Annotated in this window: 27 protein-coding genes and 1 riboswitch; of the genes, 8 read left to right on the top strand and 19 right to left on the bottom strand. The window is 43.6% G+C overall.

From position 1 onward, the window contains the following. The first annotated feature begins 40 nt into the window (after window positions 1–40). The 7 genes from IGK61_RS05580 (at window position 41) to IGK61_RS05550 (ending at window position 4,439) form a co-directional block, all read left to right on the top strand. A complete protein-coding gene (locus IGK61_RS05580) occupies window positions 41–526 on the top strand; it encodes a tetratricopeptide repeat protein (RefSeq protein ID WP_074535042.1) in 486 nt (161 codons plus the stop codon). Between the two features lie 226 nt (window positions 527–752). Next, window positions 753–1,124 carry a hypothetical protein gene (locus IGK61_RS05575; RefSeq protein WP_074535041.1) on the top strand — a complete coding sequence of 124 codons (372 nt, stop codon included), beginning with the start codon at window positions 753–755 and terminating at the stop codon, window positions 1,122–1,124. After that, the gene (locus IGK61_RS05570; RefSeq protein WP_231434972.1) at window positions 1,067–1,576 is read left to right on the top strand and encodes a YybH family protein; all 510 of its coding nucleotides are present in this window, start codon (window positions 1,067–1,069) and stop codon (window positions 1,574–1,576) included. Before IGK61_RS05575 ends, IGK61_RS05570 begins: the two co-directional genes overlap by 58 nt. An 84-nt stretch (window positions 1,577–1,660) precedes the next feature. Continuing rightward, a complete protein-coding gene (locus tag IGK61_RS05565) occupies window positions 1,661–2,245 on the top strand; it encodes an AAA family ATPase (protein ID WP_074535040.1) in 585 nt (194 codons plus the stop codon). A gap of 103 nt (window positions 2,246–2,348) precedes the next feature. Continuing rightward, a complete protein-coding gene (locus IGK61_RS05560) occupies window positions 2,349–2,771 on the top strand; it encodes a glyoxalase (protein ID WP_074535039.1) in 423 nt (140 codons plus the stop codon). Between the two features lie 223 nt (window positions 2,772–2,994). After that, a complete protein-coding gene (locus tag IGK61_RS05555; RefSeq protein ID WP_005225554.1) occupies window positions 2,995–3,183 on the top strand; it encodes a hypothetical protein in 189 nt (62 codons plus the stop codon). Between the two features lie 404 nt (window positions 3,184–3,587). Next, the gene (locus IGK61_RS05550) at window positions 3,588–4,439 is read left to right on the top strand and encodes an Rgg/GadR/MutR family transcriptional regulator (protein ID WP_074535038.1); all 852 of its coding nucleotides are present in this window, start codon (window positions 3,588–3,590) and stop codon (window positions 4,437–4,439) included. A gap of 72 nt (window positions 4,440–4,511) precedes the next feature. Here the strand turns inward: IGK61_RS05550 and IGK61_RS05545 are convergent, their stop codons facing one another. From IGK61_RS05545 to IGK61_RS05530, 4 genes are all read right to left on the bottom strand, one after another. Next, complete coding sequence (locus IGK61_RS05545; RefSeq protein ID WP_074535037.1) at window positions 4,512–5,738, bottom strand: glycoside hydrolase family 3 protein; 1,227 nt, start codon at window positions 5,736–5,738, stop codon at window positions 4,512–4,514. A gap of 130 nt (window positions 5,739–5,868) precedes the next feature. Beyond that, complete coding sequence (locus tag IGK61_RS05540) at window positions 5,869–6,399, bottom strand: folate family ECF transporter S component (RefSeq protein WP_005225551.1); 531 nt, start codon at window positions 6,397–6,399, stop codon at window positions 5,869–5,871. Between the two features lie 26 nt (window positions 6,400–6,425). Continuing rightward, window positions 6,426–6,527, bottom strand: a riboswitch (THF riboswitch). Between the two features lie 229 nt (window positions 6,528–6,756). Next, a complete protein-coding gene (locus IGK61_RS05535) occupies window positions 6,757–6,939 on the bottom strand; it encodes a hypothetical protein (RefSeq protein WP_005225550.1) in 183 nt (60 codons plus the stop codon). Window positions 6,940–6,970: 31 nt separating this feature from the next. After that, window positions 6,971–8,236, bottom strand: coding sequence for an MFS transporter (locus IGK61_RS05530; RefSeq protein WP_074535036.1), 1,266 nt, complete (start codon window positions 8,234–8,236; stop codon window positions 6,971–6,973). Window positions 8,237–8,458: 222 nt separating this feature from the next. Between IGK61_RS05530 and IGK61_RS05525 the strand changes: the two genes are divergently transcribed. After that, window positions 8,459–9,115, top strand: a complete 657-nt coding sequence (locus IGK61_RS05525) for a Crp/Fnr family transcriptional regulator (RefSeq protein WP_008378905.1) — start codon at window positions 8,459–8,461, stop codon at window positions 9,113–9,115. Window positions 9,116–9,169: 54 nt separating this feature from the next. Here IGK61_RS05525 and IGK61_RS05520 read toward each other — a convergent pair whose 3' ends face one another. From IGK61_RS05520 to IGK61_RS05450, 15 genes are all read right to left on the bottom strand, one after another. Next, complete coding sequence (locus IGK61_RS05520; RefSeq protein ID WP_010747810.1) at window positions 9,170–9,562, bottom strand: OsmC family protein; 393 nt, start codon at window positions 9,560–9,562, stop codon at window positions 9,170–9,172. Then, window positions 9,559–10,449, bottom strand: coding sequence for an ATP-binding cassette domain-containing protein (locus tag IGK61_RS05515; protein WP_002316738.1), 891 nt, complete (start codon window positions 10,447–10,449; stop codon window positions 9,559–9,561). The genes IGK61_RS05520 and IGK61_RS05515 overlap by 4 nt, the downstream gene beginning before the upstream one ends. Continuing rightward, entirely contained in the window at window positions 10,449–11,327 is an 879-nt protein-coding gene (locus tag IGK61_RS05510; RefSeq protein WP_074535035.1) for an ABC transporter ATP-binding protein, read from the bottom strand. The genes IGK61_RS05515 and IGK61_RS05510 overlap by 1 nt, the downstream gene beginning before the upstream one ends. A gap of 3 nt (window positions 11,328–11,330) precedes the next feature. Beyond that, complete coding sequence (locus IGK61_RS05505; RefSeq protein ID WP_005234832.1) at window positions 11,331–12,161, bottom strand: ABC transporter permease; 831 nt, start codon at window positions 12,159–12,161, stop codon at window positions 11,331–11,333. Then, entirely contained in the window at window positions 12,161–13,120 is a 960-nt protein-coding gene (locus tag IGK61_RS05500; RefSeq protein ID WP_005234830.1) for an ABC transporter permease, read from the bottom strand. The genes IGK61_RS05505 and IGK61_RS05500 overlap by 1 nt, the downstream gene beginning before the upstream one ends. A gap of 72 nt (window positions 13,121–13,192) precedes the next feature. Next, window positions 13,193–14,773 carry an ABC transporter substrate-binding protein gene (locus IGK61_RS05495; RefSeq protein WP_074535034.1) on the bottom strand — a complete coding sequence of 527 codons (1,581 nt, stop codon included), beginning with the start codon at window positions 14,771–14,773 and terminating at the stop codon, window positions 13,193–13,195. Between the two features lie 50 nt (window positions 14,774–14,823). Further along, complete coding sequence (locus tag IGK61_RS05490) at window positions 14,824–15,654, bottom strand: MetQ/NlpA family ABC transporter substrate-binding protein (RefSeq protein WP_074535033.1); 831 nt, start codon at window positions 15,652–15,654, stop codon at window positions 14,824–14,826. A 256-nt stretch (window positions 15,655–15,910) separates the two neighbouring features. Next, entirely contained in the window at window positions 15,911–17,005 is a 1,095-nt protein-coding gene (locus IGK61_RS05485) for an aminotransferase class I/II-fold pyridoxal phosphate-dependent enzyme (protein ID WP_074535032.1), read from the bottom strand. Further along, on the bottom strand, window positions 16,995–18,194 hold the full coding sequence (locus IGK61_RS05480) for a MalY/PatB family protein (RefSeq protein ID WP_074535031.1): 1,200 nt from the start codon (window positions 18,192–18,194) through the stop codon (window positions 16,995–16,997). Before IGK61_RS05480 ends, IGK61_RS05485 begins: the two co-directional genes overlap by 11 nt. Continuing rightward, window positions 18,184–19,152: a homoserine O-succinyltransferase gene (locus tag IGK61_RS05475; RefSeq protein WP_074535030.1), complete on the bottom strand. Its 969-nt coding sequence runs from the start codon at window positions 19,150–19,152 to the stop codon at window positions 18,184–18,186. The genes IGK61_RS05480 and IGK61_RS05475 overlap by 11 nt, the downstream gene beginning before the upstream one ends. A 398-nt stretch (window positions 19,153–19,550) precedes the next feature. Beyond that, on the bottom strand, window positions 19,551–20,321 hold the full coding sequence (locus tag IGK61_RS05470) for a C39 family peptidase (RefSeq protein WP_074535029.1): 771 nt from the start codon (window positions 20,319–20,321) through the stop codon (window positions 19,551–19,553). A gap of 136 nt (window positions 20,322–20,457) precedes the next feature. Then, window positions 20,458–21,069, bottom strand: a complete 612-nt coding sequence (locus tag IGK61_RS05465; protein WP_167826808.1) for a hypothetical protein — start codon at window positions 21,067–21,069, stop codon at window positions 20,458–20,460. Window positions 21,070–21,186: 117 nt separating this feature from the next. Continuing rightward, window positions 21,187–22,074, bottom strand: coding sequence for a 16S rRNA (adenine(1518)-N(6)/adenine(1519)-N(6))-dimethyltransferase RsmA (rsmA, locus tag IGK61_RS05460; RefSeq protein ID WP_074535027.1), 888 nt, complete (start codon window positions 22,072–22,074; stop codon window positions 21,187–21,189). After that, complete coding sequence (gene rnmV / locus IGK61_RS05455; protein WP_016608225.1) at window positions 22,071–22,643, bottom strand: ribonuclease M5; 573 nt, start codon at window positions 22,641–22,643, stop codon at window positions 22,071–22,073. The genes rsmA and rnmV overlap by 4 nt, the downstream gene beginning before the upstream one ends. After that, the gene (locus tag IGK61_RS05450) at window positions 22,636–23,406 is read right to left on the bottom strand and encodes a TatD family hydrolase (RefSeq protein WP_005225534.1); all 771 of its coding nucleotides are present in this window, start codon (window positions 23,404–23,406) and stop codon (window positions 22,636–22,638) included. The genes rnmV and IGK61_RS05450 overlap by 8 nt, the downstream gene beginning before the upstream one ends. Window positions 23,407–23,460: the final 54 nt, after the last annotated feature.

Here is a 23,460-nt window from a genome sequence, read left to right as displayed (position 1 = left end):
CTAAGTCATTTTCTACTATTTGAAAAGGAGCTTCCAACCAATGAATGAACGACTAGCTGCTGCGATCCAACTGCGGACTGAAAAAAAACTCCAACAATCAAATGAACAATTGATTCAATTAGCTGCCGAAAATCCCCAAGATGCCTTTGTGCAGTACCAAACGGCTTGGAGCTATGATCTTTTAGGGGAAGAACAACAGGCAATTCCTTATTATGAACAAGCAATCGCGTTAGGGTTATCAGAAAACGACTTGCCAGATGCCTACCTAGGTCTAGGCAGCACCTATCGTGCCCTCGGCAATTATCAAAAAGCCGAAGACGTGTTTTTACAAGCGATGAAGCAGTTTCCAAAAAATCATGCTTTGCAAACCTTCTATGCCATGACACTGTTTAATCTCGCCGAGTATGAGCAAGCCACTAAACGATTATTGACCCTGCTTGCCGAAACCTCTAGCGATCCAGACATCCAGTCTTACCGACAGGCACTTTTGTTTTATGCGGATAAACTCAATGAGACATGGGCATAAATATACCCCATGAAGCAACTCCTCCGCTCCCTTTTCTCGTAAAAGGGAGTCTTTCTTTTGGATATCTCGCGATCATCCTTTGCTACCACCGACTGTCCTTTGAACCTTTTCCTCCAAGCAACGCTACCCATCATTATCGAATTTTTCGATGAAAAACCAGTTGACGGCTCTCAATAAATCTGTTAGTTTATCTATGTTTTTTTAATAACAGATTGGAGGAATGACTATGCCCTTTATTGTCTATTTTTTCCTATCCTTATTGATCATTTATATTCCGACACCAACCCTTTTGTTGTTTTTTCAAAAACTCGCCTCGCAGCATGACAATCTGACGGCTTTCAGTAAACTTTTTCTATTATTGATGATCTTGCTAGATTATTACTTAAGCTATTATTGGTTAAAAAACTGCAAGGTCAAAAAAGCGCACTACCTTTATTTAGTCTTTGTCAATGTCTTCGAGTGGCTGATCCACTTCTATCTTTATTCACGATTTGAAACGATCAATCTACTAGTCATTTTGTTGTTCCAGACTGTGCTTTTGTGCTGCATGGTTTTCTTCCCTTTGTCGGAGAAGTTCCGACGTTTCTTATTTACATAGTCAGTGAGAAGAAGGGTTCACAGTTTTCGGTTTCCTTGATACACTATCCTTATCTATTTGCGAAAGGAAGTGCGCGTATCCACACACCGGAACAAGCTCTTGAAGGTTATATTCAAGCAACCAATACCCACGATTTTCGTCAAGTTCAGCCATTCCTTGGAAAACAGGCGATCTATTACTTTTCTGATGCAACCTGTCGAACACCTATGGAAATTTGCCAATATTTTGAGAATGCTTGGGACTTAATCAAAGACGAACATTATCATATTTCAGATGTACAATGGCTCCACAAATCTGCTCAATCCGCAGTCTGTCTTTATACGTATCACTATGAAGGTTTTCTGAATGAAGAATTTATTGAAGGCTCGGGTAGAGCCACGAATATTTTTGAAAAGATCGAAGGAAACTGGGTTTTGGTCCACGAACACTTAAGCTCCTCAGTTACCCCCTAGCCTACGTCATGATTTAAATGATCACAAGAACTGATTTACATTGCAAACCACCTTTGTTACGATTGATAAAAAGGATGTGTTGTGATGTCATTGATCGTCTTGATTGGCGCACAAGCCGCAGGGAAAATGACTGTGGGCAAAGAACTGGAAAAACGATTGGATGCAAAGCTTTTATTCAATCACCAGACCATTGATCTTTTTGCGAACTTTCTTAGCTATAGTCCCGCAGCATTCGCTTTGTCTAATCAAACACGGATCGAACTCTTCAAAGCCTTTGTTCAAAATGAAGCCAATAATACGACAAAATCAATCATTTTTACGGTCTTGATTGATTTCGATCAAGCGGGAGATTTAGCTTTTTTACAAGAGATCGCCCAACTATTTACCGATGCCCAGCAAAAGGTCTATTTTATCGAACTAGTGGCTGATATTGAGGAACGCTTAAAGCGCAATTGCCATGAGGACCGTTTAGCCGCAAAGCCGTCAAAAAGAGCGCTGGATTTTTCTAGAAACGAGCTTTTGTCTTCGTTTGAAAACTATCGCTTAGAAAGCCTGCCACAGGAATTAACTACCCTTTTTCCAACGATTCCTTCGCTGAAAATCAACAATACCCACTTATCACCTGATGAAGTGAGTCAAACAATTATTGCCCATTTTTCCTTGACTTAAGTGCCAAAGAAACGCCATTCTCAAGCTTTGCTTCAATACGAAATTGTCTATTGACTTTGACGCTGCGTCAAGCGGTATCCTCTAATTAAGAGGAGGTGTCAAAATGAAAGTATATGTTATGCCAATGTTTTATCAATTGAAGACAAAAGATATTGAACAATCATCAAAATGGTTTGCAGAAATCTTGGGTTTCCAGTCATTGTATCAGTTTCGCAATCAAGAAAATCAAGTGACGATGGACCATCTGCGTCTTGCTGACTACCAAGATTTGATGCTGATTGCCGCAGACTCGTTCACTGTTGGCGATGGGGCAATTTTGAATGTAGCGATGATTGATCTTAAGAATATCGCTCAAAAAATTCCCGAAAAGTGGATAGTGGAACCTTTGATGGAAAAGCCTTGGAATGCCCTTGAAATGACCATCAAAGACCCCAACGGTTATTTGTTTACCCTAACAGAGGCGATAAGAAAAAACGAATCAGACTTTCAAACCTTGATGGACCAAACCAAGGATTACTTACAATAAAAAGGAACCGAGTAAGAAGGATGGCTTTCTTACTCGGTTCCTTTTTTATAAAACTTGATTCTGGCAACAATGACAAAAACGAACGCTCCCTAAATTTTACTAGGAAGCCTTTTCCCCATCAGATATACCAATATACCTTTTTAGTATATTTTTAAATATTGAAGGTAATTATTAACACACTTAACTCAGAACATGCTACACTATTTAAAAAGGAGGAGTTCCTATGGAAAAAAAATCGCAGCTTCCGTGGTACAAGCGCAAAAAGTTCTACCTTCCAGTTGCCGTCGTCCTCGGCGTGATTGGGGTTCTTCCCAGTCTCGTCTCTCTTTTCGGGGTCTCGATCGATGATGAATTCAATCCTGATTACTATTCTGATCCGAATGAACCAATGTTCAAGAAAAAACAAAACTGACTGTTGGGATGCCGTATGCAGGTTTTTTGACCAACAAAAAAAGAGCAATCACTCGCTGTTGTGTTTGCTCCTTTTTTAAAAGGGATTCGGCAGACCTACGCACCTGGACAGGGTAAGCTGTTTGGGGAGAGGGCGTTTGAATGCGCGAATGAACAGTAACTTATTACGTGAAACCACTTATACTTTTTTCCTGTTAAAAAATCAATTGCTAACCAATCACAAAGGATCGATTATTTGAAGAAAGAAAAAACGTTAGCCATTAGTTCTACAACTTCCCAGGGAAAACTAAAAAAATCAAACATCCATTTCTCCTCCTTTAATTGACTTTCTTCAAGTTTACCCGCAAAATAAAGCTGTAACATATTTGGACTATTTTTCCGTCCACTTTTTTTAGGAGGGATTTTTTGAAGGCCAATGACTTGTTAAAAGAGTTACGAACGGAACGAAATATCTCACAGCGAAAATTGGTTGAGAACATTTCAGAACGCAGTACACTGGCAACCTTTGAACAAAAAGGGCACCGCATCGCCTTTGATATTTTGCACCAGTATTTGGACCGCTTAAATGTCACTTTGGAGGAATTTGAGTATCGCTTGGATGACAATCAAGTCAGCGAGAAAAAGCAGCTATCCAAACAGTTGACCACCGCTTACTATGAAAGCAAGTATTCTGAAGTCCTCTCTTTGATTAACAAAGCCCAAGCGCTGTATAAAACCACGAAGGATTTCTTCTATTATGTCCTGTATAGTCAATTCTTTTTGATTTTAGAGAAAAAAGGCGTGGTTACCGACGAGGAAGAACGTTGCATCATCGAAGCGACCATCAAGAAATACTTGGAACGAATCGACACGTGGGGAAAGTTTGAAATCTCCTTATTTACCAATCTGCTTTTCCTTTTTTCTGACGAGTACATCTTGTATCAAATGAAACACCTGAATAAAAAAATTTTTTACAGCAATGCATTAAGTATCAATTATCAAATCTACACAAAATTGCTGACAAATGCGGCTTTCTTGTTTATCGATCGCAAAAAACCTGCCGAGTTGGCGCATGTGCTGACGTATCTAGCCGATCACCTGCCGCCGGACAATGATCGTATCCGCTTGATGATTCGTTATTTCGAAGGCATTTACGCCTTGTTCCAAGGCGATCGTACGTTGGGAATGGCCACGATTGAAAAAGCATTGGACTATTTGCGATTTATTGGTCAAGAAGCCTTTGCCAAAGAATTAGAGGCACTGGCTCAGAGTATCTAAAAAAACCTGCTGCTTCCTCTCAGTAAGAGAACAACTCTCTTACACGGAGGAAACAGCAGGTTTATTTTTTTCTTAAAGTAAATGCAATGCTTCTTTCCAGAGCAAGACTCGTTTCACGGAAGCATTCAAATCAGCTTCTAAATAGCGGCCATCTTCAACCGCTTGTACCACAAAAGGGATCTGTTCTTGATAGGTAGAGGAGATCACTAGATCATTTCCCGCCTGCAACGCCTGTAATGCGGCTTCTTTTTGCGGAATGAACTCAGAAAGTCCTGCCATATCCAAGTCATCCGTCATGATGACCCCTTCAAAATGCAATTCATTTCGCAGCAGCTCATGCACGGGTTTTGAAATAGAGGCGGGTACGGTCTTATCGATACTATTGACGATCGTATGCGCCACCAAAATACTATCGGCACCAGCTTTGATCCCTGCGGCAAAAGGCAGAAAATCCGTTTCCCGCAGTGCAGATAGCGGGCGGTCATCGGTGACGATTTCGACATGCGAGTCACGATTGTTGCCATAGCCAGGAAAATGCTTCAAGGTAGACCCAACGTGGTGTTTCTGTAAAACATGAACCACACGTTCTACAAACGTACTCGTGCCCTGCGCATCCATGCCAATGGTTCGGTCGTAGATAAAGGACTGCGGATCAGTGGAAACATCGGCAACGGGAAACAGCCCAGCATTGATGCCGTAAGCTTTTAAAATTTCCGCTTTCTTTGCTGTATCTTCTTCGATCGCCGACCATCCACCTTGGGCATACAGCTGTTGTGGTGAGAGAAAACGCTGATCCGTAAGGTTCGGATTGCGGCTGATGCGAGTCACTGTGCCCCCTTCTTCATCCATACCGATCAACAGCGGAATGGCGCTGGCTGCTTGGTAATCTGAAATTTTCTGTTTCAAGCTCTCCGCCGTCTCATTTTCGGTATCACGGCCGAATAACAGATAGCCACCGAAATGATACTTTTGAAGCTCTTCGATTTGATTGCTTTCTGGCACACGCACAAAAAACAATTGCCCGACCTTTTCCTCCAAACTCATCGTGGCGATTTTTTCTGCTATTGCCTCTTCTGGCTGTTCTTGCGTGGAAGTTGAAACAGAAGTTGACGTGGAAACTGAGGTAGTTTCCTGGCTTTCCCTGCTTTCTTCCTGTGTTTCGTCCCTCAAGCTGCTTTGCTGGATCATGGCTGGCTCTTCGGTTTGCTGTTTTTGCTGTTCTATCATCCACTTCATCCCTCCCATTGCTGCTAAGACCAAGAAAAGAAACAGTCCCATAGCGAGTCCTTTTTTATTCATAGATTCCCCTTCCCCTCTAAACAAGTTATTGAGAATGATTAAGCCAATCCTTAGAAAGAAAAAAGTGAACCACTGACGAAATATTCGCAGATGATTCACTTCAATGGATGTTATCGTTCTTTTTTACTCGTTAAACGAACCGTCGGATCAGCCGTTTGTATGGTACCGCACGCCCTACGATGTAAATCAACGCAGTTTGTATCGGGAACATGATGACTGCTTTTAGCAAGCGGACCGACCAAATCGCCCAGCTTGTCAAAGGAATATTCAGCATCATAGCTAACCAGATCGGTGTTAAGATCAAGGTTATTAAAAGTGTATTTAACAAGACGACCATCGCCGCTCGTTTTAATGTGACTTCTTTCCGATAAAAGAAGTAGCCATAAATCAGTCCACCAACGAAGGCATTGATGGTAAAGCCAAAAAAGTAGGCTGATTTTGGAAAAATCACCATTCCTGCGATATCAGCTAATGACGAGCCAACTGCTGTCCAAAATGGACCAAACAGCATACCCATGATCAGCTGGGGTACAAAGGAAAATGTGATTTTGATATAGGAGGTTTCAAACCCCAAGATTTGCGACAAGACGACCATTAAGGCAATCAAAAGTCCCATGACCGCAATCATGTGTGCATCGACTTTTCTTTTCATAGCGAGCATCTCCTTTTAGAGTTGCTACAAATTCATGCAGCGAATGCGAAAATAAAACCGCGAACGAATGATCGTTCTTCGTCCGAAAGGCAACATCCCATCCTTTCAGCACTTGACGCTTTATTTCCTACTCTGATTTTTTTAGGTATTGCTACCCAGACACACTATAGCATACAAGCGCGGACTGCTACAATTTTTCTTGCTTATTTTCTTGTACAAAATCTGTCAATGTTCGCTTTTCGTTTTTGTGCATCAAAAAAACGCTTTTCTCATGTGAATCTTTCTACCACCAGTAAGTGAGCAGCAAACATTCTCAAAAAAAGCGTTCATGCTTGTTTCTTGTTTCATTTCAAGCCTTATGACAATTTACCCAATCAGATTGTCATTGATCAATACCGATTTGATGTCGCGTAATTGATGATCGATAGCAAGTTGTTCATGGGTCATCGTTGCGGTAACCTCTTTCATGGCATGCATTTCTTCATTCAATTCGTTGATATTCGTTACTAATTTGTTCAATGCTTCAATAATCAATTGATTGTTATCCATGGTGAAACACTCCTTTTTGTAATGGTTGAGGTTAGTCTTCTTCGTTGATTGGCTGCTTCATCGTACCAACGGCGGCAACTGCGCGTTTCGTTTTATAAAACAATTTGTATAAAACAAGAACGACGACTGGGATCAGTCCGCATAAGATGTAGATCTGCGAGTAATCAAACAAACCGTGCAAGCTTCCTAATGCATAGGGACCTACGCCTAAGCCGAGATCCAGCCCGATGAAATAAGTGGAGAGCGCTACGCCGACACGGTGAGGATCGACCTCTTTCAGACAGACGGCTTGGCCATTAGACATGAAGGTGCCATAGCCCAAGCCGACAAAGCAACCCGCAAGCAACAACATCCAGCTGTTGCCAGTAATACTCAATAAGAAAAGACCAAGGGTCAAGAATAGAAAGCTAGGATACATGACCGCATCTGCGCCATGGCGGTCAAATAGTTTGCCAGTCATTGGCCGTGTGAAGGTCACAGAAAGTGCATAGACGATGAAGAAAAAGGCACCGGCCGTTTCTAACCCAAGGTCACTGGCGTAGATCGACAAGAAGCCGAGAACGCTGGAATAAGCCAACCCGATCAAAAAGGCAATCCCAGAAATGAAAAAGACTTTTGGTTCGACAAAACTTTTGACGGACCATTTTTTTAGTTGTGCTTTGTGTTCTTCCGTCAATGGGATGTTTTTGACTGGGAACCAGAAACAAGCGATGGCTGTTGCGATCGATAAAATAGTTGCTAACCAAATAATGAAATCAAAGCCGACTGTCGGTAGTAAAAGCATACCAATAAAAGGTCCGACCGCCGCTGCTAAACTAGTACTTAATCCATAGTAATTGATCCCTTCGCCATGTTTGGAAGCTGGGATATAAGCGGTGACGATCGCATTAGCCGCAGTCGAGACGGCACCATAAGCAAAGCCATTGAAAAAGCGCACTGCATTTAAAATATAAATGTTGACTGAGACCAAATAAGCAGCGGTGGTAATGACATAAAACAATATCCCCCAGCGCAAAACGGCTTTACGACCAACTAATTCTAAAATTTTCCCAACATACAAGCGAGCGATCAAGGTCCCGATAATGTAGATCCCCGCTGCCAAGCCAGCTTGTGCAGTGGATGCCCCTAACTCCTGCGTGGCAAATTTCGCGGTGATGACGACAAAACAATAATACACGAGAAAGACGATAAAATTGATCAAGGTAATCGTGATAAACCCTTTGTTCCATAGTTTTTCATTTTTAGTTGACGGCAACGAGCTGACGACTCCTTCTTGATTGGTTTCCCTATCTGACATGTTTCTTCCATTCCTCCTGTTTGTGCTGTGATGCGTTTTACTATACCGAAACTTCCTCTGCTTGAAATGCGCTTTTGCTGTTAAAAAAGAGCATTAACAAGAAACATTAACATTTGTTATTGCTTTTTCACCAGAAATGTCTTTTAATGAAGCATGAATAGAGGAAATTTCAGATTTTTTTCAGAAAATGTTGGGTTGGCATGAAGTGAAGGAGTAACGTGGGTGGAGAAACAGATATTACGTGATTATTTAGAAAAACAAGCAATACCGGTCGTTATCCGTAAGAAAAAGAGTTACTTGACATATGAAGGCATCCCGGATCGGTACGTCTATATTTTAAAAAAAGGTATCATCAAAACTAGCGTAGTGACCCATGAAGGGCGCGAATTCAACTTGCGCTATTTGACGGATTTTGAGATCGTCTCTTTGTTTAAAGACGAATCCTCTCAAGAAGTCGAAGCCCCTTTTAATGTGCGGGTTGAATCAGAAGAAGCCGAATTATACAAAATCGTGCGGGATCAATTTTGGGCAGATGTCAATCGTGATCGCCTGCTGCAGGATTATGTCAAAGAGTATTATCGAAGAAACTTGATGGACACGATGAAAAAGATGCAGCAAATGCTGATGAACGGCAAATTTGGTGCTGTCTGTACCCAAATCAATGAGCTGTATGAAACGTTCGGAATCCAGACAACAGATGGTGTCTTGATTGACTTTGAAGTCACCAATGAGGAGATCGCTCGCTTTTGCGGCATTACCTCTGCCAGCAGTGTCAATCGAATGATGCAAAAATTACGAGAATCTGGCGCCCTAAAAAGTGTCGATCGCAAACTATTAGTGACAGATATCGACTTTATTCGGGAGAATATTATTTATTGATCAAAAAAAGACTTTGTACGCCTATTGGTTTCAGGCACACAAAGTCTTTTTCGATTAAATAAACGTCACCGTTTCCGTCACTTCGATCGCTGGATCTAATGATTGGATCACGGGGCAATTTGGTGAAACGAGTTTTAGGCAACGGGTCGCTTTGTCATGGTCGGCTTCAGCGATTTTCGCATAAAACTGAATGTGGATGGCACTGACTGGTTGGGCTTTTTTGTTGTCGTCCCGGTCATAGCTGACTTCGATCTTTTCGATTTCTGCTGTGATTTTTGAATTCTCTAGGACGGATGCGTATACATAGCCGCCGCAAGCAGCGACCGCACTCACCAGCATTTGGACTGGCGAATAGCCTTTTTCCCGTGCTAACACCCAATTGCCAGTTGGGGTCGTCATTTCAAATTTGTCGCTTCCTTGATGGATCGTCAATGTTTCTACTGTCATCGTTTTTCTCTCCTCACAAAATGATCTGGTTCAACTTCGACCCATTCATACAATGGTGTCAAAGTAATCGTGCTTTGAATTTCCGTTTGTTCCATCGCACCTCTTGCTAACACAGGATCAGCGATCGGCGCTGCTGCTAATAATTTCTTCGTGTAAGGATGCAGCGGATTGTCAAACAAACGGTCGGTGGGTGCCAATTCAACTAATTTCCCTTGATACATGACGGCTGTTCGGTCACTGATATGACGAATCACGGACAAGTCATGGGAAATGAACAAATAAGACAACGAAAACTCTTTTTGCAGACGCAGCAGCAATTGGATGATCTGAGCCTGAATGGAGACATCTAATGCCGAAGTCGGTTCATCACACAAGACGAACGCCGGGCGATTGACCACCGCACGAGCGATGCCGATCCGTTGTCGTTGTCCGCCGCTGAAACTGCGGGGCAGTTTATGGACATCATCACCCGTGATCCCGACGATCGCTAAGATTTCTTTGGCTTTCGCTCGGGCAGCATCTTTCGTTTCATGATACAACGGCTCCATCACCAGTTCAAGTGCCGTCATGCGGGGATTCAATGATGAATACGGATCTTGGAAAATGATCTGCATTTGCTGATACGCTGCTTTGCGATCTTCTGCCGTCAATGCTGTTAGCTCTTTGCCTTCAAAGAAAATCTCCCCGCTTGTTAAGGTCTCTAAATTTAAAATACTGCGTCCTAAAGTGGTTTTCCCACTCCCAGATTCCCCTACTAGCCCCAATGTCTCGCCCCGATGGATCGTTAGGCTGACATCTTCGACCGCTCGGACTTCACTGACAGTGCCGCGCCAGTTTTTGCTGCGAAAGGTTTTCGTCGCATGTTCTACGCGAATCAGTTCTTCCATTATTCTGTCACCTCCTGATTGCGCCAAACGCGATGGGTCTTAGATAACTGCGTTTCTTGCAACTCATCTGCCAATGTCTCATGATAGTCAAAGACTTTTAATTCGGCATGCTTGTCGCCTAAATGGGCCGCCTGCAATAATTGTTTCGTATAAGGATGCGCAGGTTGATAAAAGATTTCTTCTGTGGTGCCTTCTTCCACGACTCGACCTTGATACATCACTTTAATAAAGTCGCACATTCCTGCAACGACCCCAAAGTCATGGGTCACAAGGACGACGGAAAGCTGGTTCTCTCTTTGCAGGTTTTTGATCAATGCCAAAATCTGTGCTTGGATCGTCACATCTAAAGCCGTCGTCGGTTCATCTGCGATCAGTAATTTCGGTTGCGCCAATAAAGCCATGGCGATCATCACCCGCTGACGCATCCCTCCTGATAACTCGTGGGGATATTGTTTCATACGTTGTGCTGGAAAAGGTATGCCGACTTTTTCTAACTCTTTGACGGCGATTTCTTGTGCTGCTTTTTTCGATACTTTTTGTGTGCGGCGAATCACTTCGATCAAATGATAGCCAATCGTACGCAAAGGATTCAACGAAGTCATCGGGTCTTGAAAAATCATGGCGATCGGTAAGGTTCGACGATCGGTCACTGCTGCTCCTTCAAATGTATAACTGGCATAGTGATCGGTCACCTTATCAGGCAAAAGATCCATGACACTTTTCATGGTCATACTTTTGCCACTACCAGATTCGCCGACGATCCCAACCACTTTGCCTTTTGGAATCACTAGATCCAGCTTTTTGACTAACGGTTTCGGACCGGTTTTGCTGTGAAACGTCACATTCAACGCTTCGATCGCTAATAATTCTGTCTTCATCGGTCACACCTCCCTTTGCAAGACATGTTTGATCATGTCGCCGATGTTGTTGAAGGAATAGATGGTGAAAATAACAAAAAGCCCGGGAAGGATCGCCATGTATGGTGCCCGCTGCAAGCTGTTTTGCGCGTTTTGCAACAGACTGCCCCACGAAGCCATCGGCTGCTGAATGCCTAATCCGAGGAAGCTCAACGCTGATTCGGTCATGATCGCTCCAGAAATACTTGCGGATGCCGCAACGATCAAGGTTGGCAGTACTGCTGGGAAAACATGCTTCACGATAATACTGAATGAAGAACGGCCGATAAATTTCCCGTAAGCAACATACTCCCGTTCTTTCGCTGCTAACGTTTCACCACGAATCAAACGAGCGATGTTCATCCAGGAGAAGCCGCCGATCACAATAATAATCGTGGTTAGTCCGGGACGTAAAAAGACGCTCAAAACGATCACTAACACCAGCCAAGGAATCGATGACAACACATCGACGAGCCGCATCAGCAAGTTATCGATCCATCCGCCAAAGTAGCCAGAAACAAGACCGACAAGAGTCCCAATAAACGTCGCAGTGATCATTGCCAAGACACCTACAAACAAGGACACCCGACCGCCGTAGACGACCCGAATAAAGTAATCTCGCCCCACTTCATCGGTTCCAAATAAATGAGACCAACTCGGCGGCTGTGACATGTTGCTGACATCCGTTGCATTGGGATCGATGGGGATCAAAGGCGCAACAAGCGACAAAATAATCAATAACGTCAGGAAAACGACAGAAAAGGTATAGATGGGCGAAGCAAGCATGACTTCACTGATTTTTTTGAAACGTTTCATTACTTGCTCCCTCCTTTACGGATACGTGGATCAACCACGGAGTATAATACATCCGCTAACAAATTCCCTAAGATGACCAGTGTTGCTGACAGCAGCATGATGGCCATGATCACAGGATAATCGAGGCTTTTCGTCGCACTCATCAAGTAAGGTCCGACGCCCGGCCAGCCGTAGATCGTTTCTGTAATGATCGCACCGGTAACTAACATCGGCAACGCCAAGCCGATTTGGGTGACAACGGGAATCAAAATATTTCGACTGATATGACGGCTGAAAATCTGCCATTTGCTGGCATGAAATGCCCGTTGCACCATCACGTAGTCTTCTGAAACTTGTTGTGTCGCTGATGCGCGGATATACCGCGTCAAATCTGGAAAGAAGGCGACTGTCAATGTGGTATAAGGCAAAATAAAATGCTGCAGAAAATCGCCAAAATCCCCTTCTTTACCGACCGTATACATGCCAATGATTGGAAACATATTTAATAAGTAACCAAACACATAAATCAAGATCATCGCAAACCAGAAGGTCGGCACAGCGATCCCTAGAGATGCCACAGCGTCAATGATCCGATCCCAAATCTTTCCTTTGTTGGCAGCAGCTAACAGACCCAAAATGATCGCCAGCAATAAAGCTGTCAAATATGCAGGGATCACTAGACGCATCGTATTCGGGATCCGAGTCGCAAGTTCTTGTGAAATACTACTTTGAGACACCAAAGAAAAGCCAAGATTACCGGTAAGAATATTTCTGATCCAAAGAAAATATTGAACCAAAAAGGGTTGATCCAAGCCATAGCGCTGCCGCAAAAGATCGATTTGCTCTTGCGACATATTGGGTGTCGTGATGGAGTCGATCACATCATACGGTGCGATATGTATAAGTGAAAAAACGATAAAAGAGATCACAAACAGCAAAGGAATTGCTTGCAATACTCGTTTTGCAATGTATCGAAACATAACTGACCTACTTTCTTTTTCATAGAAAAAAGCTGTGATAAAAAAGATTCCTCTTTATCACAGCCAATGGATTTACTTGATTGTCAATTTAGACATATCTTCGAATGTATAGATTGGGATCAAACCTGCATCTTCTACATTACCAATTCGGTTATTGACCGCTAGGATTTTCTTGTTGTCAACGATTGGGTAAATGATCGCTTCGTCAGCAATGGCTTTTTGCAAATCATCATACAATGCTTCACGTTTGTCCGTGTCTAATTCAACCGCTGCTTGGGCGAACAAATTGTCAATGGTTTCGCTATTGCTTTGGAAGTAGTTGGCACTACCGCCAGTTTCGAATAAACTGCCATATAAGTCAGGGTCATTCCCCATGATATACCCGCCAAGGAATAAGTTGTACTTCGTTGAATCTGGTTTCTTCAACTCGGTAAAGATCGCTGTACCATCGCCACCTTCAAGGGTAACTGTAATGCCTGCTTGTTGCAATTGTTGTTGGATCAACGTAGCTTGGATCGTTTGAGCTGGATCAGTTGAGTTGAAAGCCAAATTCAATGACAAATCAGTCACGCCAGCTTCTTGTAAAAGTTCTTGAGCCTTTTCGACATTTGTCTCGTATTTTTCAACATCATCAGTGACGTATGGGTTGTTCGGTGGCAAGAATGAATATGGTGTTGCATAATACTCTTCATCTAAATATGCTGCTTGATTTAATTCATCTTTGTTCAACGCATAGAGAACTGCTTGTCGAACTTTCACATCTTGCAAAGCATCTGAGTGAGTGTTCAAGCCTAGATAACCAACACGGTTTTCAGTATAAGGATAAACAGAAATCTGCTCATCATCTAAGTCTTCAATATCTGAAGGCAAGACAACGGCTGCATCCACTTCCCCTTTTTGCAAAGCGACTTTCGCCGTATCGGTACTTTCGATGATCCGCAACGTCACATTTTGAATCGAAGGCTTGCCGCCATAATAGTTTTCGTTGGCTTCAAAAGTAAAGTACTCACCACGTTTGTATTCTTTCAGTTGATACGGACCAGTGCCGACTGGTTTTTCAGGCAATTCACTGACCGAGAAGTCGGTAACATCTTTAAAGATGTGCTCGGGAATGATGTACGTTTCGGTTGCGATGTTGCTGATCGCTGCTGCACTCGGTGTTGGCAACACAAATTTCACGGTGTATTCATCCACTTTTTCGATCGCGATCGGCTGGTCGTCGACCCAAAGCGAATCGGCATTGCCGTTTTCTTTTTTGACTTTTTGTTCATACGTGAAAACAACGTCATCGGCGGTAAAGTCTTCGCCATCTGACCATTTCACATCTTGTTTCAAATGCACGGTCAATGAAAGGCCGTCTTCCGCCGGTTCCACTGATTCTGCCAACGCATTTTGTGTTGTTCCGTCTGCTTCCACTGTAACGAGTGGAGAATAGATCATGTTTGTCACTGTCAAGCCCCAACGATCACTGGTGTTGATCGGGTTAGTGGACGATGGGTCCCCGCTGATGGCATAAGTGAATGTTGAATCATCCCCAGCTCCAGCTGCACTACTGGTTGATGTTTCTTCTGTATTTGATCCACCGCAGGCTGCTAGAACAAATCCTAGTCCGACGACGGCAACACTTGCTAAACCTTTTTTCCAATTTATCATTTTTCCATCCTACTTCCTGTTCCTATATAGTAATAGTCGTTTTTACCTTTCTATTCCCATACAGGTATACTAGATTTCTTTGTTACTTCCTCGATGATTGCTTTTACTTCATCGGTCTGATAATATCGAACGACCGTTTGGTAAACGTCATTGTCTGCTTCGTCTGCTCGCGCAGCGATCACATTATAATAAGGCTTGGAGGAATCAGCCACAGGTTCTAAGAAAATCGCATCTTCTGTAGGAACCAAGCCAGCATCAACTGCCATGCCGTTGTTGATCAAAGAGATGTCGACATCGGTCATTGCCCGAGCCGTTTGATTGGAATCAAGCAGCTCAAATTTCAAAGCTTTGGGATTGTCAGTCACATCACTAGTTGTCGGCAGTAGACCCTTGGATTCATCCAAAGTGATCAAACCGGCGGTCTGTAAGAGTAATAGTGCACGGCTTTCATTTGACACATCATTGGGTAAAGCCACCGTAGCACCATCTGCCAATTCGCTGACATCATTGATTTTATCGGAATAAATACCAAGTGGGTTTAATGTCGTATACGCAATCGTCGTGTTGGAATAACCACTTTCTTCGTTGACATTATCCATAAAAATTTCCGTCAATGCTGCGTGAAGATCGATTGACCCATCCTCTAGTGCGACGATTGGTTGGCGATAATCGGTGAACTTCACCAGTTGCAAGTCGATATTTTCGTTTTCCTTCAATTCTTCCTGCACATGTTCCCAGGCTTCATTTTGTTCGCCAACGACACCTAATTTGACGACGGTCGTTTCTTCATCCGCTTGGTTGTTGCCACAGGCAGCCAAGCTAAACAAGGCAAGCAGCCCAATCACTCCTGTCGTCAACACATTTACTACATTTCTTTTCATCCCTTTTTTCCCCTTTTGTTCCCTCCTCAGATCAATCATCCTATTTCCTTGTAGAATGGCCCAACTAGACCAATTTCCCCTCAGTTTCTCAAAACAACCTACTTTTTCAAAGGAGAAATGGTTAATCCCTGTTGCCATCAACCGAAAACATCGGACTCACTATTCATATGTAGTGTAACTTTATCCTATACAACTAAAACTGTCAATAAAATTACTCTACAAAAGTAAGTTTTTCACTAGCTGATCTGTGGTTGGGTTATTTGAATATCTTCAGTGCATTTTCTAAATCATCGATCAAATCTTTACTACTTTCGATCCCAATGGAGATCCGTAAAAGATCCGGCGTCAATCCATAAGATTCTCGTACCTCTTGAGGAATATCGGCGTGAGTCTGTGTCGTTGGATACGTGATAAGACTTTCCACACCACCTAGGCTTTCTGCAAAGGTAAAAACCTTTAATGTCGCTAAGAAGCCGCTGATTTTGGTTTCATCAAGCACCCGAATACTGATCATCGCGCCGGCATTCGGGTACAGCACCTCTTTGATTGCCGGATGGGCTCGTAAAAAACGGCCGACTTCCTTAGCGTTGGCTTCCTGCCGTTCAAAGCGCAACGGCAGCGTCTTTAAACTTCGAATAAATAACCACGTATCAAAGCTGCTCAAGGTAGGGCCAGAAGTATTGGCTAAATAGTTCAAGCGCTCCCCCAGCGGCGCATCTTTGGCGATCACGACGCCTGCCAAAATATCATTGTGGCCAGATAAGAATTTGGTACCTGAGTGGATCACCAGATCCGCGCCTTCTTCTAATGGCAACTGCCGTAATGGGGTCAAAAAGGTATTATCTACGATCAATAGTGCCCCATGTTCGTGAGCAAGCTTGGCGGTTTCAGCAATATCCGTCACGGTCATCAAAGGATTCGTTGGGGTCTCTAAAAAGACAGCCGTTACCTCGTCAGTTAATTTTTCACTTAATTCTGTTACAGTACTGAAGGTATCGAAAAAGGCCCGCTGGCTTTTTTCCAATTCCGCAAAATAGCGAAAGCTGCCGCCGTACAAATCACGAGAAACCAAAAAGCGGCTGCCGCTGGTAAACAAGTCAAAAATCAAAGCGATCGCACTCATGCCAGAGCTGGTCACTACTGCCCGAGCTCCTTTTTCTAATTCGGCAAGACCCGCTTCTAAAATATCACGGGTCGGGTTTTTGGTACGGGTATAATCATAGCCGGTACTTTGCCCTAACTCGGGATGAGCAAAGGTCGTGGAAAGATAGATCGGTGGGCTGATCGCCCCAGTTTGCTGATCCGAATGATTGCCTAATTGTGCCAGAAAAGTTGCTGTATCAATCGTCATGTCGTTCCTCCTTTTTGATTGCCTCGATCATGCGATCAAGGGCTTCTTGAATGATCGTCGGTGTTGTCGCAAGATTCAGACGAATCAAGCCCTGACCATCTTTGGCGAACCATTCCCCATAATCGACTGCCAGACCGGCAGTAACTTGGATCACGTGCTTGGTTCGTTCTTTGGCAATGACTTGCCGCAGATCCACCCAGAGAAGATAGGTTCCTTCTAATGGCAGGAGCTCAATTTTGGGAAATGCTTCTTGCAGTTGCTGGCGGACCATTTGTTCATTGGCAGCAATCACCAAAAGCAGGTTCGCTAGCCATTGATCCCCCGATTCATACGCGGCTTTCGCAGCCACCAATCCCAAACGATTGACTTCCGTCTGCTTGTATTGTCGGCACCACGCCTGATAGGCTGTGCGCATCTCTAAATCTGGAATCCAAACGTGAGACAGCAATAACCCTGCTAAGTTAAAGGTTTTTGAGGGCGAATCCAGAACGATCAGCTTCTCAAAGCCGAACTCCTGTGCCACTGTCACGGCTGAAACAAATTGCTGCTCACCAAGTATCAGCTCACGATGGATCTCGTCGGCGATCACGATAACCTCATGTTTTTGGCAAATGGCTAATAACTGATACAATTCTTTCTCTTGCCAGACCCGCCCTACTGGATTGTGGGGGGAGCAGAGAATAAATAGTTTCACTTTTTCTTCAATGATTTTGGCTTCAAAAGCAGCAAAATCGATTTGATAGGAATTCCCCACCTTTTGCAAGGGTGCTTCTATCAAGCGCCTTTTCGTCTCTTTGATGCTGTCAAAAAAGGGATAATAGACGGGCGGCTGGATCAAGATGCCATCGTCTGGTTCTGTGAAACAATGAAGCAAATCAAACAAAGATTGGACGACCCCTGTGGAAAACGAGAGCCATTTTTCTTCGAATTTCGTCCCCCAGTGGCGATCTTGCCAGCCCTGATAGGCTAAAAAATAGCCTGAGGGGGGAATCGCATAGCCAAAGGTTCCTTGAGCAACCAGTTGCTGCAAGGCTTCTTCCACTGCCTTTGGCGCAGCAAAATCCATATCAGCTACCCATAAAGGCAAAAGCTTTTCTCCTTGGAACCGTTGATCCACAAGATCCCATTTTAAAGAATCAGTGCCTTTTCGCTGTCTAGCATAGTGGGAGAGAAAATGCTCAATCGTCATTGATACTCACCCGACCTTCTGGCTCACTGCCAATTCGGTAACCTTCTTTCGTCGGCTTGACGGACAGGTCATACGGCGTTCGCAAATAGGTTTCATTGATCCAATTGCTGAAAAACAAAGAGGCATGTCCCCGCCAACGGTTGGTAATCTTTCCGCCTAAACGGTCATACGCAAAGTAATTTTTGGGCAATGCGGTAGCTAAGCCCCGTTCCATGTCTCGCAAGTACTCTTCATTCAAGGTCGTTGTGTGGTATTCAAAATGCCCTAGCAAGAAGGCATTTTTATGATCTTCTGATACGAAGATGGAAGGCCCTGTTTCAACACCCGCTGCCAATATTTCTAAAGGCGCTTGGGCGAGCTGGCCTTCATCGATGCCAGTATAGCGTGAATGCGGCGTATAAAAGACGTCGTCAAAACCGCGAACGAGCGGATGAAAATGCGTGACTGCTTGTTCGAAGACGCCAAACAACTTGCTTGGGTACAACACTTTGTCGATACCATAATGGTAATAAAGACCTGCTTGTGCCCCCCAACAAATATGCAGGACTGAAGTACAATTCGTCTGGCTCCAATCCATGATCTCTTGCAGTTCTTGCCAATAATCAATGGCTTCAAAGGCCATTTTTTCAACAGGGGCACCAGTGATGATCAAGCCGTCGAATCGTTGGGACTGGATCACTGAGAATTCTTGATAGAACTTTTCCATGTGATCGACAGACGTGTTTTTACTTTCGTGGTACTTCATTTTCAGTAAAGTTACTTCAATTTGCAGCGGACTTTGAGAAAGCAGGCGCAGCAATTGATTTTCTGTGGCGATCTTTTTCGGCATTAAATTGACGATTGCGATCTTCAAGGGACGAATCTCTTGTTTCGCCGCTTTATGCTGCAGTAAGGCAAAGACATTTTCTTTTTGGAGAACCGCTGCAGCGGGTAGTTCTTTGGGAATAATGATGGGCATTGCTTCAACTCCTTACAGATAAATTTCTTGTTGAAAAGAAGGCGAACAGTTTCGGCTGAGAAAAACAAAAAAAGCCGCCCTTTTATCCTTACGGATAAAAGGGACGACTTGATGCGCGTTACCACCCTAATTCGTGCTATTCTCACAAATAACACCTCAACAGTACACTATGATACTTGGCGCTGTAACGGGCGCATGCCGTTTTGCTGGCGTGAACCAACAAAAAAACTCAGAGCTCATCTTCACTGATCACCGCATGTCTCCTTTTTCACCAACCGGAGTCTCTGTACCTTTGTTGATCTGCTACTCTTCTCTTCAACGTTATCGAAATCTTTGTTTAATTTTAAAAAATTATAATTGTTTTTTCATTTACTGTCAACGGCAAGTTTATTTTTTTCTTATAGTTCTTCTAAATATAAATATTGTTGCCCCATTTTTTCATAAATCGTTGCTAAGTCTTCTTTGCTGACTTCACGATCCTTATATCCATAAGGGTCGTTGACATACATCATATCACCATCAATGCCGGTGATCACCACCGAATGGATCAATGCCGTCACAAGGATTTGCCCACTTTTGGTCTCCCATTCAAAGAAATCCGTATCAGCAGGTACTTGTAATTCTAACGTAGCAATCATCCAAACTGGTTTCCCAGATTGCAATACTTTGACGATCTCATCAAAGCTTTTGTCTCGTCCACTAACGACTTCATATTGCTCTTTCACAATTCTTTCGGCAACATCGGTGATCGGCTCAACGTCAACACCCATCGCGCTATCGCCGCCATAAATGTTTCCAACAAAACCTTCTCGTGGATCTCCATGGTGATCGTAATCTTCATAAAGCGGGACATAGGCTAATTCTTCTGCCAATTGATTTTTATTGGTATCAAATCCGTAAAAATTCAAGAGCATCGATAAAGCTGTTACTTCACAGCCATTCCCTAACGCAACTTCATCGAATTGATTTTCTAACGGAACATCTAATTGAATAACCTCACTGTATTCCGGCTCTGGTGTTTGTTCCTCATCCGAAAGTGCTAGTGTCAATTCATCCTCTATCACTTTAAAGGGGGACTGCCCGTTCTTACTGTCATAAAATATCAGCAGAAAGAAGAGCATCAAGACGAACATACTTAAAAGTAACCGTTTTAACTTTATCTTCTTCATCTACTTCCTCCTCTTGTATATTATAACTTATTTCTGTTTATTATTTCACTATAATAAACTTTTAAGAAGGAGTATTTTCTTAATCTAAACACAAAAAATAGACCCGTCTAGGCAGCGGGTCTATTCAAACTGGCGCTTATGCCGCTTTCTTCTGTTTCTGAATAAAGCGTCCTTTTGCTTTTGAAAAAGAACGAATATCAAATTGTTTGCTTAAGGCACCTGCAACAAAATAAGCCAAATTGAAATCGATCAAGCTATGGATCAAGCCACCGATCCCCATCAAAACGAACAAAAAATAGTAGAAATTGCCGTCGAATGAGGTTCCTGGTACATTTCCTGTGAAGTAAAAGGCGGCAACGACTGCCATTTCAACGGCAGAATGAATCAGTCCAATAATCAAGTTAAAGCTCTGAAATTTGATATTCAATAAAGAGGGTTTGCCATTTTTCAGTAAAATATCTGGGTGCTTCTGTAAATAGAAGGCACCGATGACTGCAAAAACAACATGGGACAATGCCCGTAAAGCAATGATTGGTGGCAGTGTTAAGAAAAAGCCAAAGGTTGTTCCTAAAGCTACCGCGATCGCCATCGCTGGTGAAAAGAACATCGCCACAAATACGGGAACGTGGCTAGCTAAAGTAAAGGATGCTGGTCCAATGACGATTTTGGGCATTACCATGGGAATGACGATCCCCATGCCGATCAACAATGCAGCGATCGTTAAATGGCGGATGGAATGATTTTTCATTTATACTCTCTCCTTCAATGTGTCATGACAGTTCTGTCTTGCTTATTCTACTGGTATTTCCACGAGGTGTCAAGACACAAAAAACGAATGTTTATTCAACATCCGTTTTGATAGAAGTTATTCTTTGCGCGCTTGCATTTCATTGCTTAATTTGGCAAATTCCGCTAACGACAGCGTTTCTCCACGACGTTTTGGATCGATCCCACTTGCTTCTAAACTGTCTGCCAACCACTGTTTGGTTGTTTCATCTTTTCCATAGCTATTTTGCAAATTGTTCCAAAGGGTTTTGCGACGCAGCTGAAAGGCTGCTTTCGTTAATTTGAAAAACTCTTTTTCATCGGTGACTGCGACTGCTGGTTGTGATCGACGCGTCAATTTCAAAATAGCCGAATCAACATTCGGTTGGGGCACAAAAACGGTTTTCGGGACGATGAATGCCAGTTTTGCTTCCATGTAGTATTGCACAGCGATCGACAACGAGCCATAGGCTTTAGTCCCGGGAACTGCTGAGATTCGATCTGCCACTTCTTTTTGCATCATCACGACCATTTCATCTACTTTTACCTGAGACTCTAAAAAGTGCATCATAATTGGCGTAGTGATGTAGTAGGGCAAATTTGCGACAACTTTTAATGAAGCAGCCGTATCGCTGAATGCTGACTGAATGGTCGTTGCCAGATCTGCTTGCAAGACATCTTGATGAATGATTTTCACATTTTGATATGGCTGCATTGTGTCGGCTAACACTGGGATCAACCGATCATCAATTTCAAACGCCAACACTTGCTTGGCATGTTTTGCCAACTGTTCGGTCAGCGCACCGATTCCAGGACCAACCTCAATGACGTTTGTCGTCTCGTCGATGCCTGCAGTCTCTACGATTTTCCGTAAAATATTCGGTTCTGTTAAGAAGTTTTGCCCTAAACTTTTTTTAAAGGTAAAGCCATGTTTCGCTAAAATCTCTTTGGTTCTTGAGGGGGTTGCTATATCCCGTTCTTCCTTCACAATTCTTCCTCCACTATTTTCATTGCTTCTGCCAACTCTGCATCGGTGATACGAAACATTGTCAGCCGCTTCTCTAATTGTTTGCCGTTCGTATAGCCGATGCGTAAAAGATCCCCCAACCGCTCTCGTTTCTCTTTCGCTCCAGCCCCTGCGATCAAGCCATACGCTAACAACTGTTGCCGATCAATGGTTCCCTCACTGACTTCATTTGAAGCAATCGGGGTTACGACTTTTCGCAAGGCTTCTTTCAACGCTTCATGGCTGGCGTGTTCCACGCCTAAACTGCCCTTGCTTTTCGGTGCTGCCTGGCTGCGCGGTAAAAAGGCATGCTTGGCATCAGGAACGACTTCCATAATGATTTTGCGGATCTTTTCTCCCGAAAAATCGGGATCGGTAAACACGATGACCCCTCGTGTCTCTTGGGCGTGCTCGATTTGATCAAGGATCGTGTCATCGATCGCCGAACCGATCGTCTCGATGGTATCTACATCGAACACTTCTTGCAGCCGACGGGTGTCGTCTTTGCCTTCGACGACAATGATTTCTTCGATTTTCGGTTTATTAGTCATTGATCCTAAACAAGCGATGGGCATTTTTTGTCGTGTAGGCCGCAACATCAGCCACCGCTTCTTGCCGCAGCTCCGCGATTTTATCCACTACATAATGAGTATAGCCCGGTTCATTGCGCTTGCCGCGATAAGGAACAGGGGCTAAATACGGCGCGTCAGTCTCAACGAGCAGCCGATCTTGTGGCACGACTTGCGCAGCTTCTTGTACCTCCGTCGCCTTTTTGAAGGTCACGACACCACTAAAGGAAATATACATTCCTAGGTCCAAGAACTTTTTCGCCCATTCGCCGTCCCCGCTAAAGCTGTGCATGATGCCGCCGATCGTTTGGACTTTTTCATCCTTTAAAATCGCATAGGTATCTTCTAAGGCTTCACGGGTATGAATACTGATGGGCAGCTGATGTTCACGGGCGATCGCCATTTGCCGACGAAAGACCTTTTCTTGAACTTCCTTCGGATCTTCCATCCAGTGATAGTCTAAACCGATTTCACCTAGGGCAACGACTTTTGGTTGTTCCAAGCGCTCTTGCAAATAGGTTTCCACTTGTGGGGTATAAGAACCAGCTTCGGTGGGATGCCAACCGATAATACTGTAAATGCCAGGATATTCTTTGCTTAATGCTAACGATTTTTCAATCGTTGGCTGATCGAAACCGACGACCGCCATCTCCGTTACTCCTAGTTCTTGCGCACGGGCGACCGTTTCGGGAATGTCTTCGTTAAACTGTTCTGCATTCAAATGTGTATGAGAATCAAAAATCATGAAATCTCCTCCTTAGTCCTTCTATACTCTAGCATATTTTGACGGTTTAAGAAA

Origin of the sequence: Enterococcus sp. AZ063, assembly GCF_051715045.1 — a bacterium.
Classification (GTDB): domain Bacteria; phylum Bacillota; class Bacilli; order Lactobacillales; family Enterococcaceae; genus Enterococcus_D; species Enterococcus_D casseliflavus.
The sequence above is the reverse complement of the archived record's forward strand: the minus strand, read 5'-3'. Positions and strand labels throughout refer to the sequence as shown.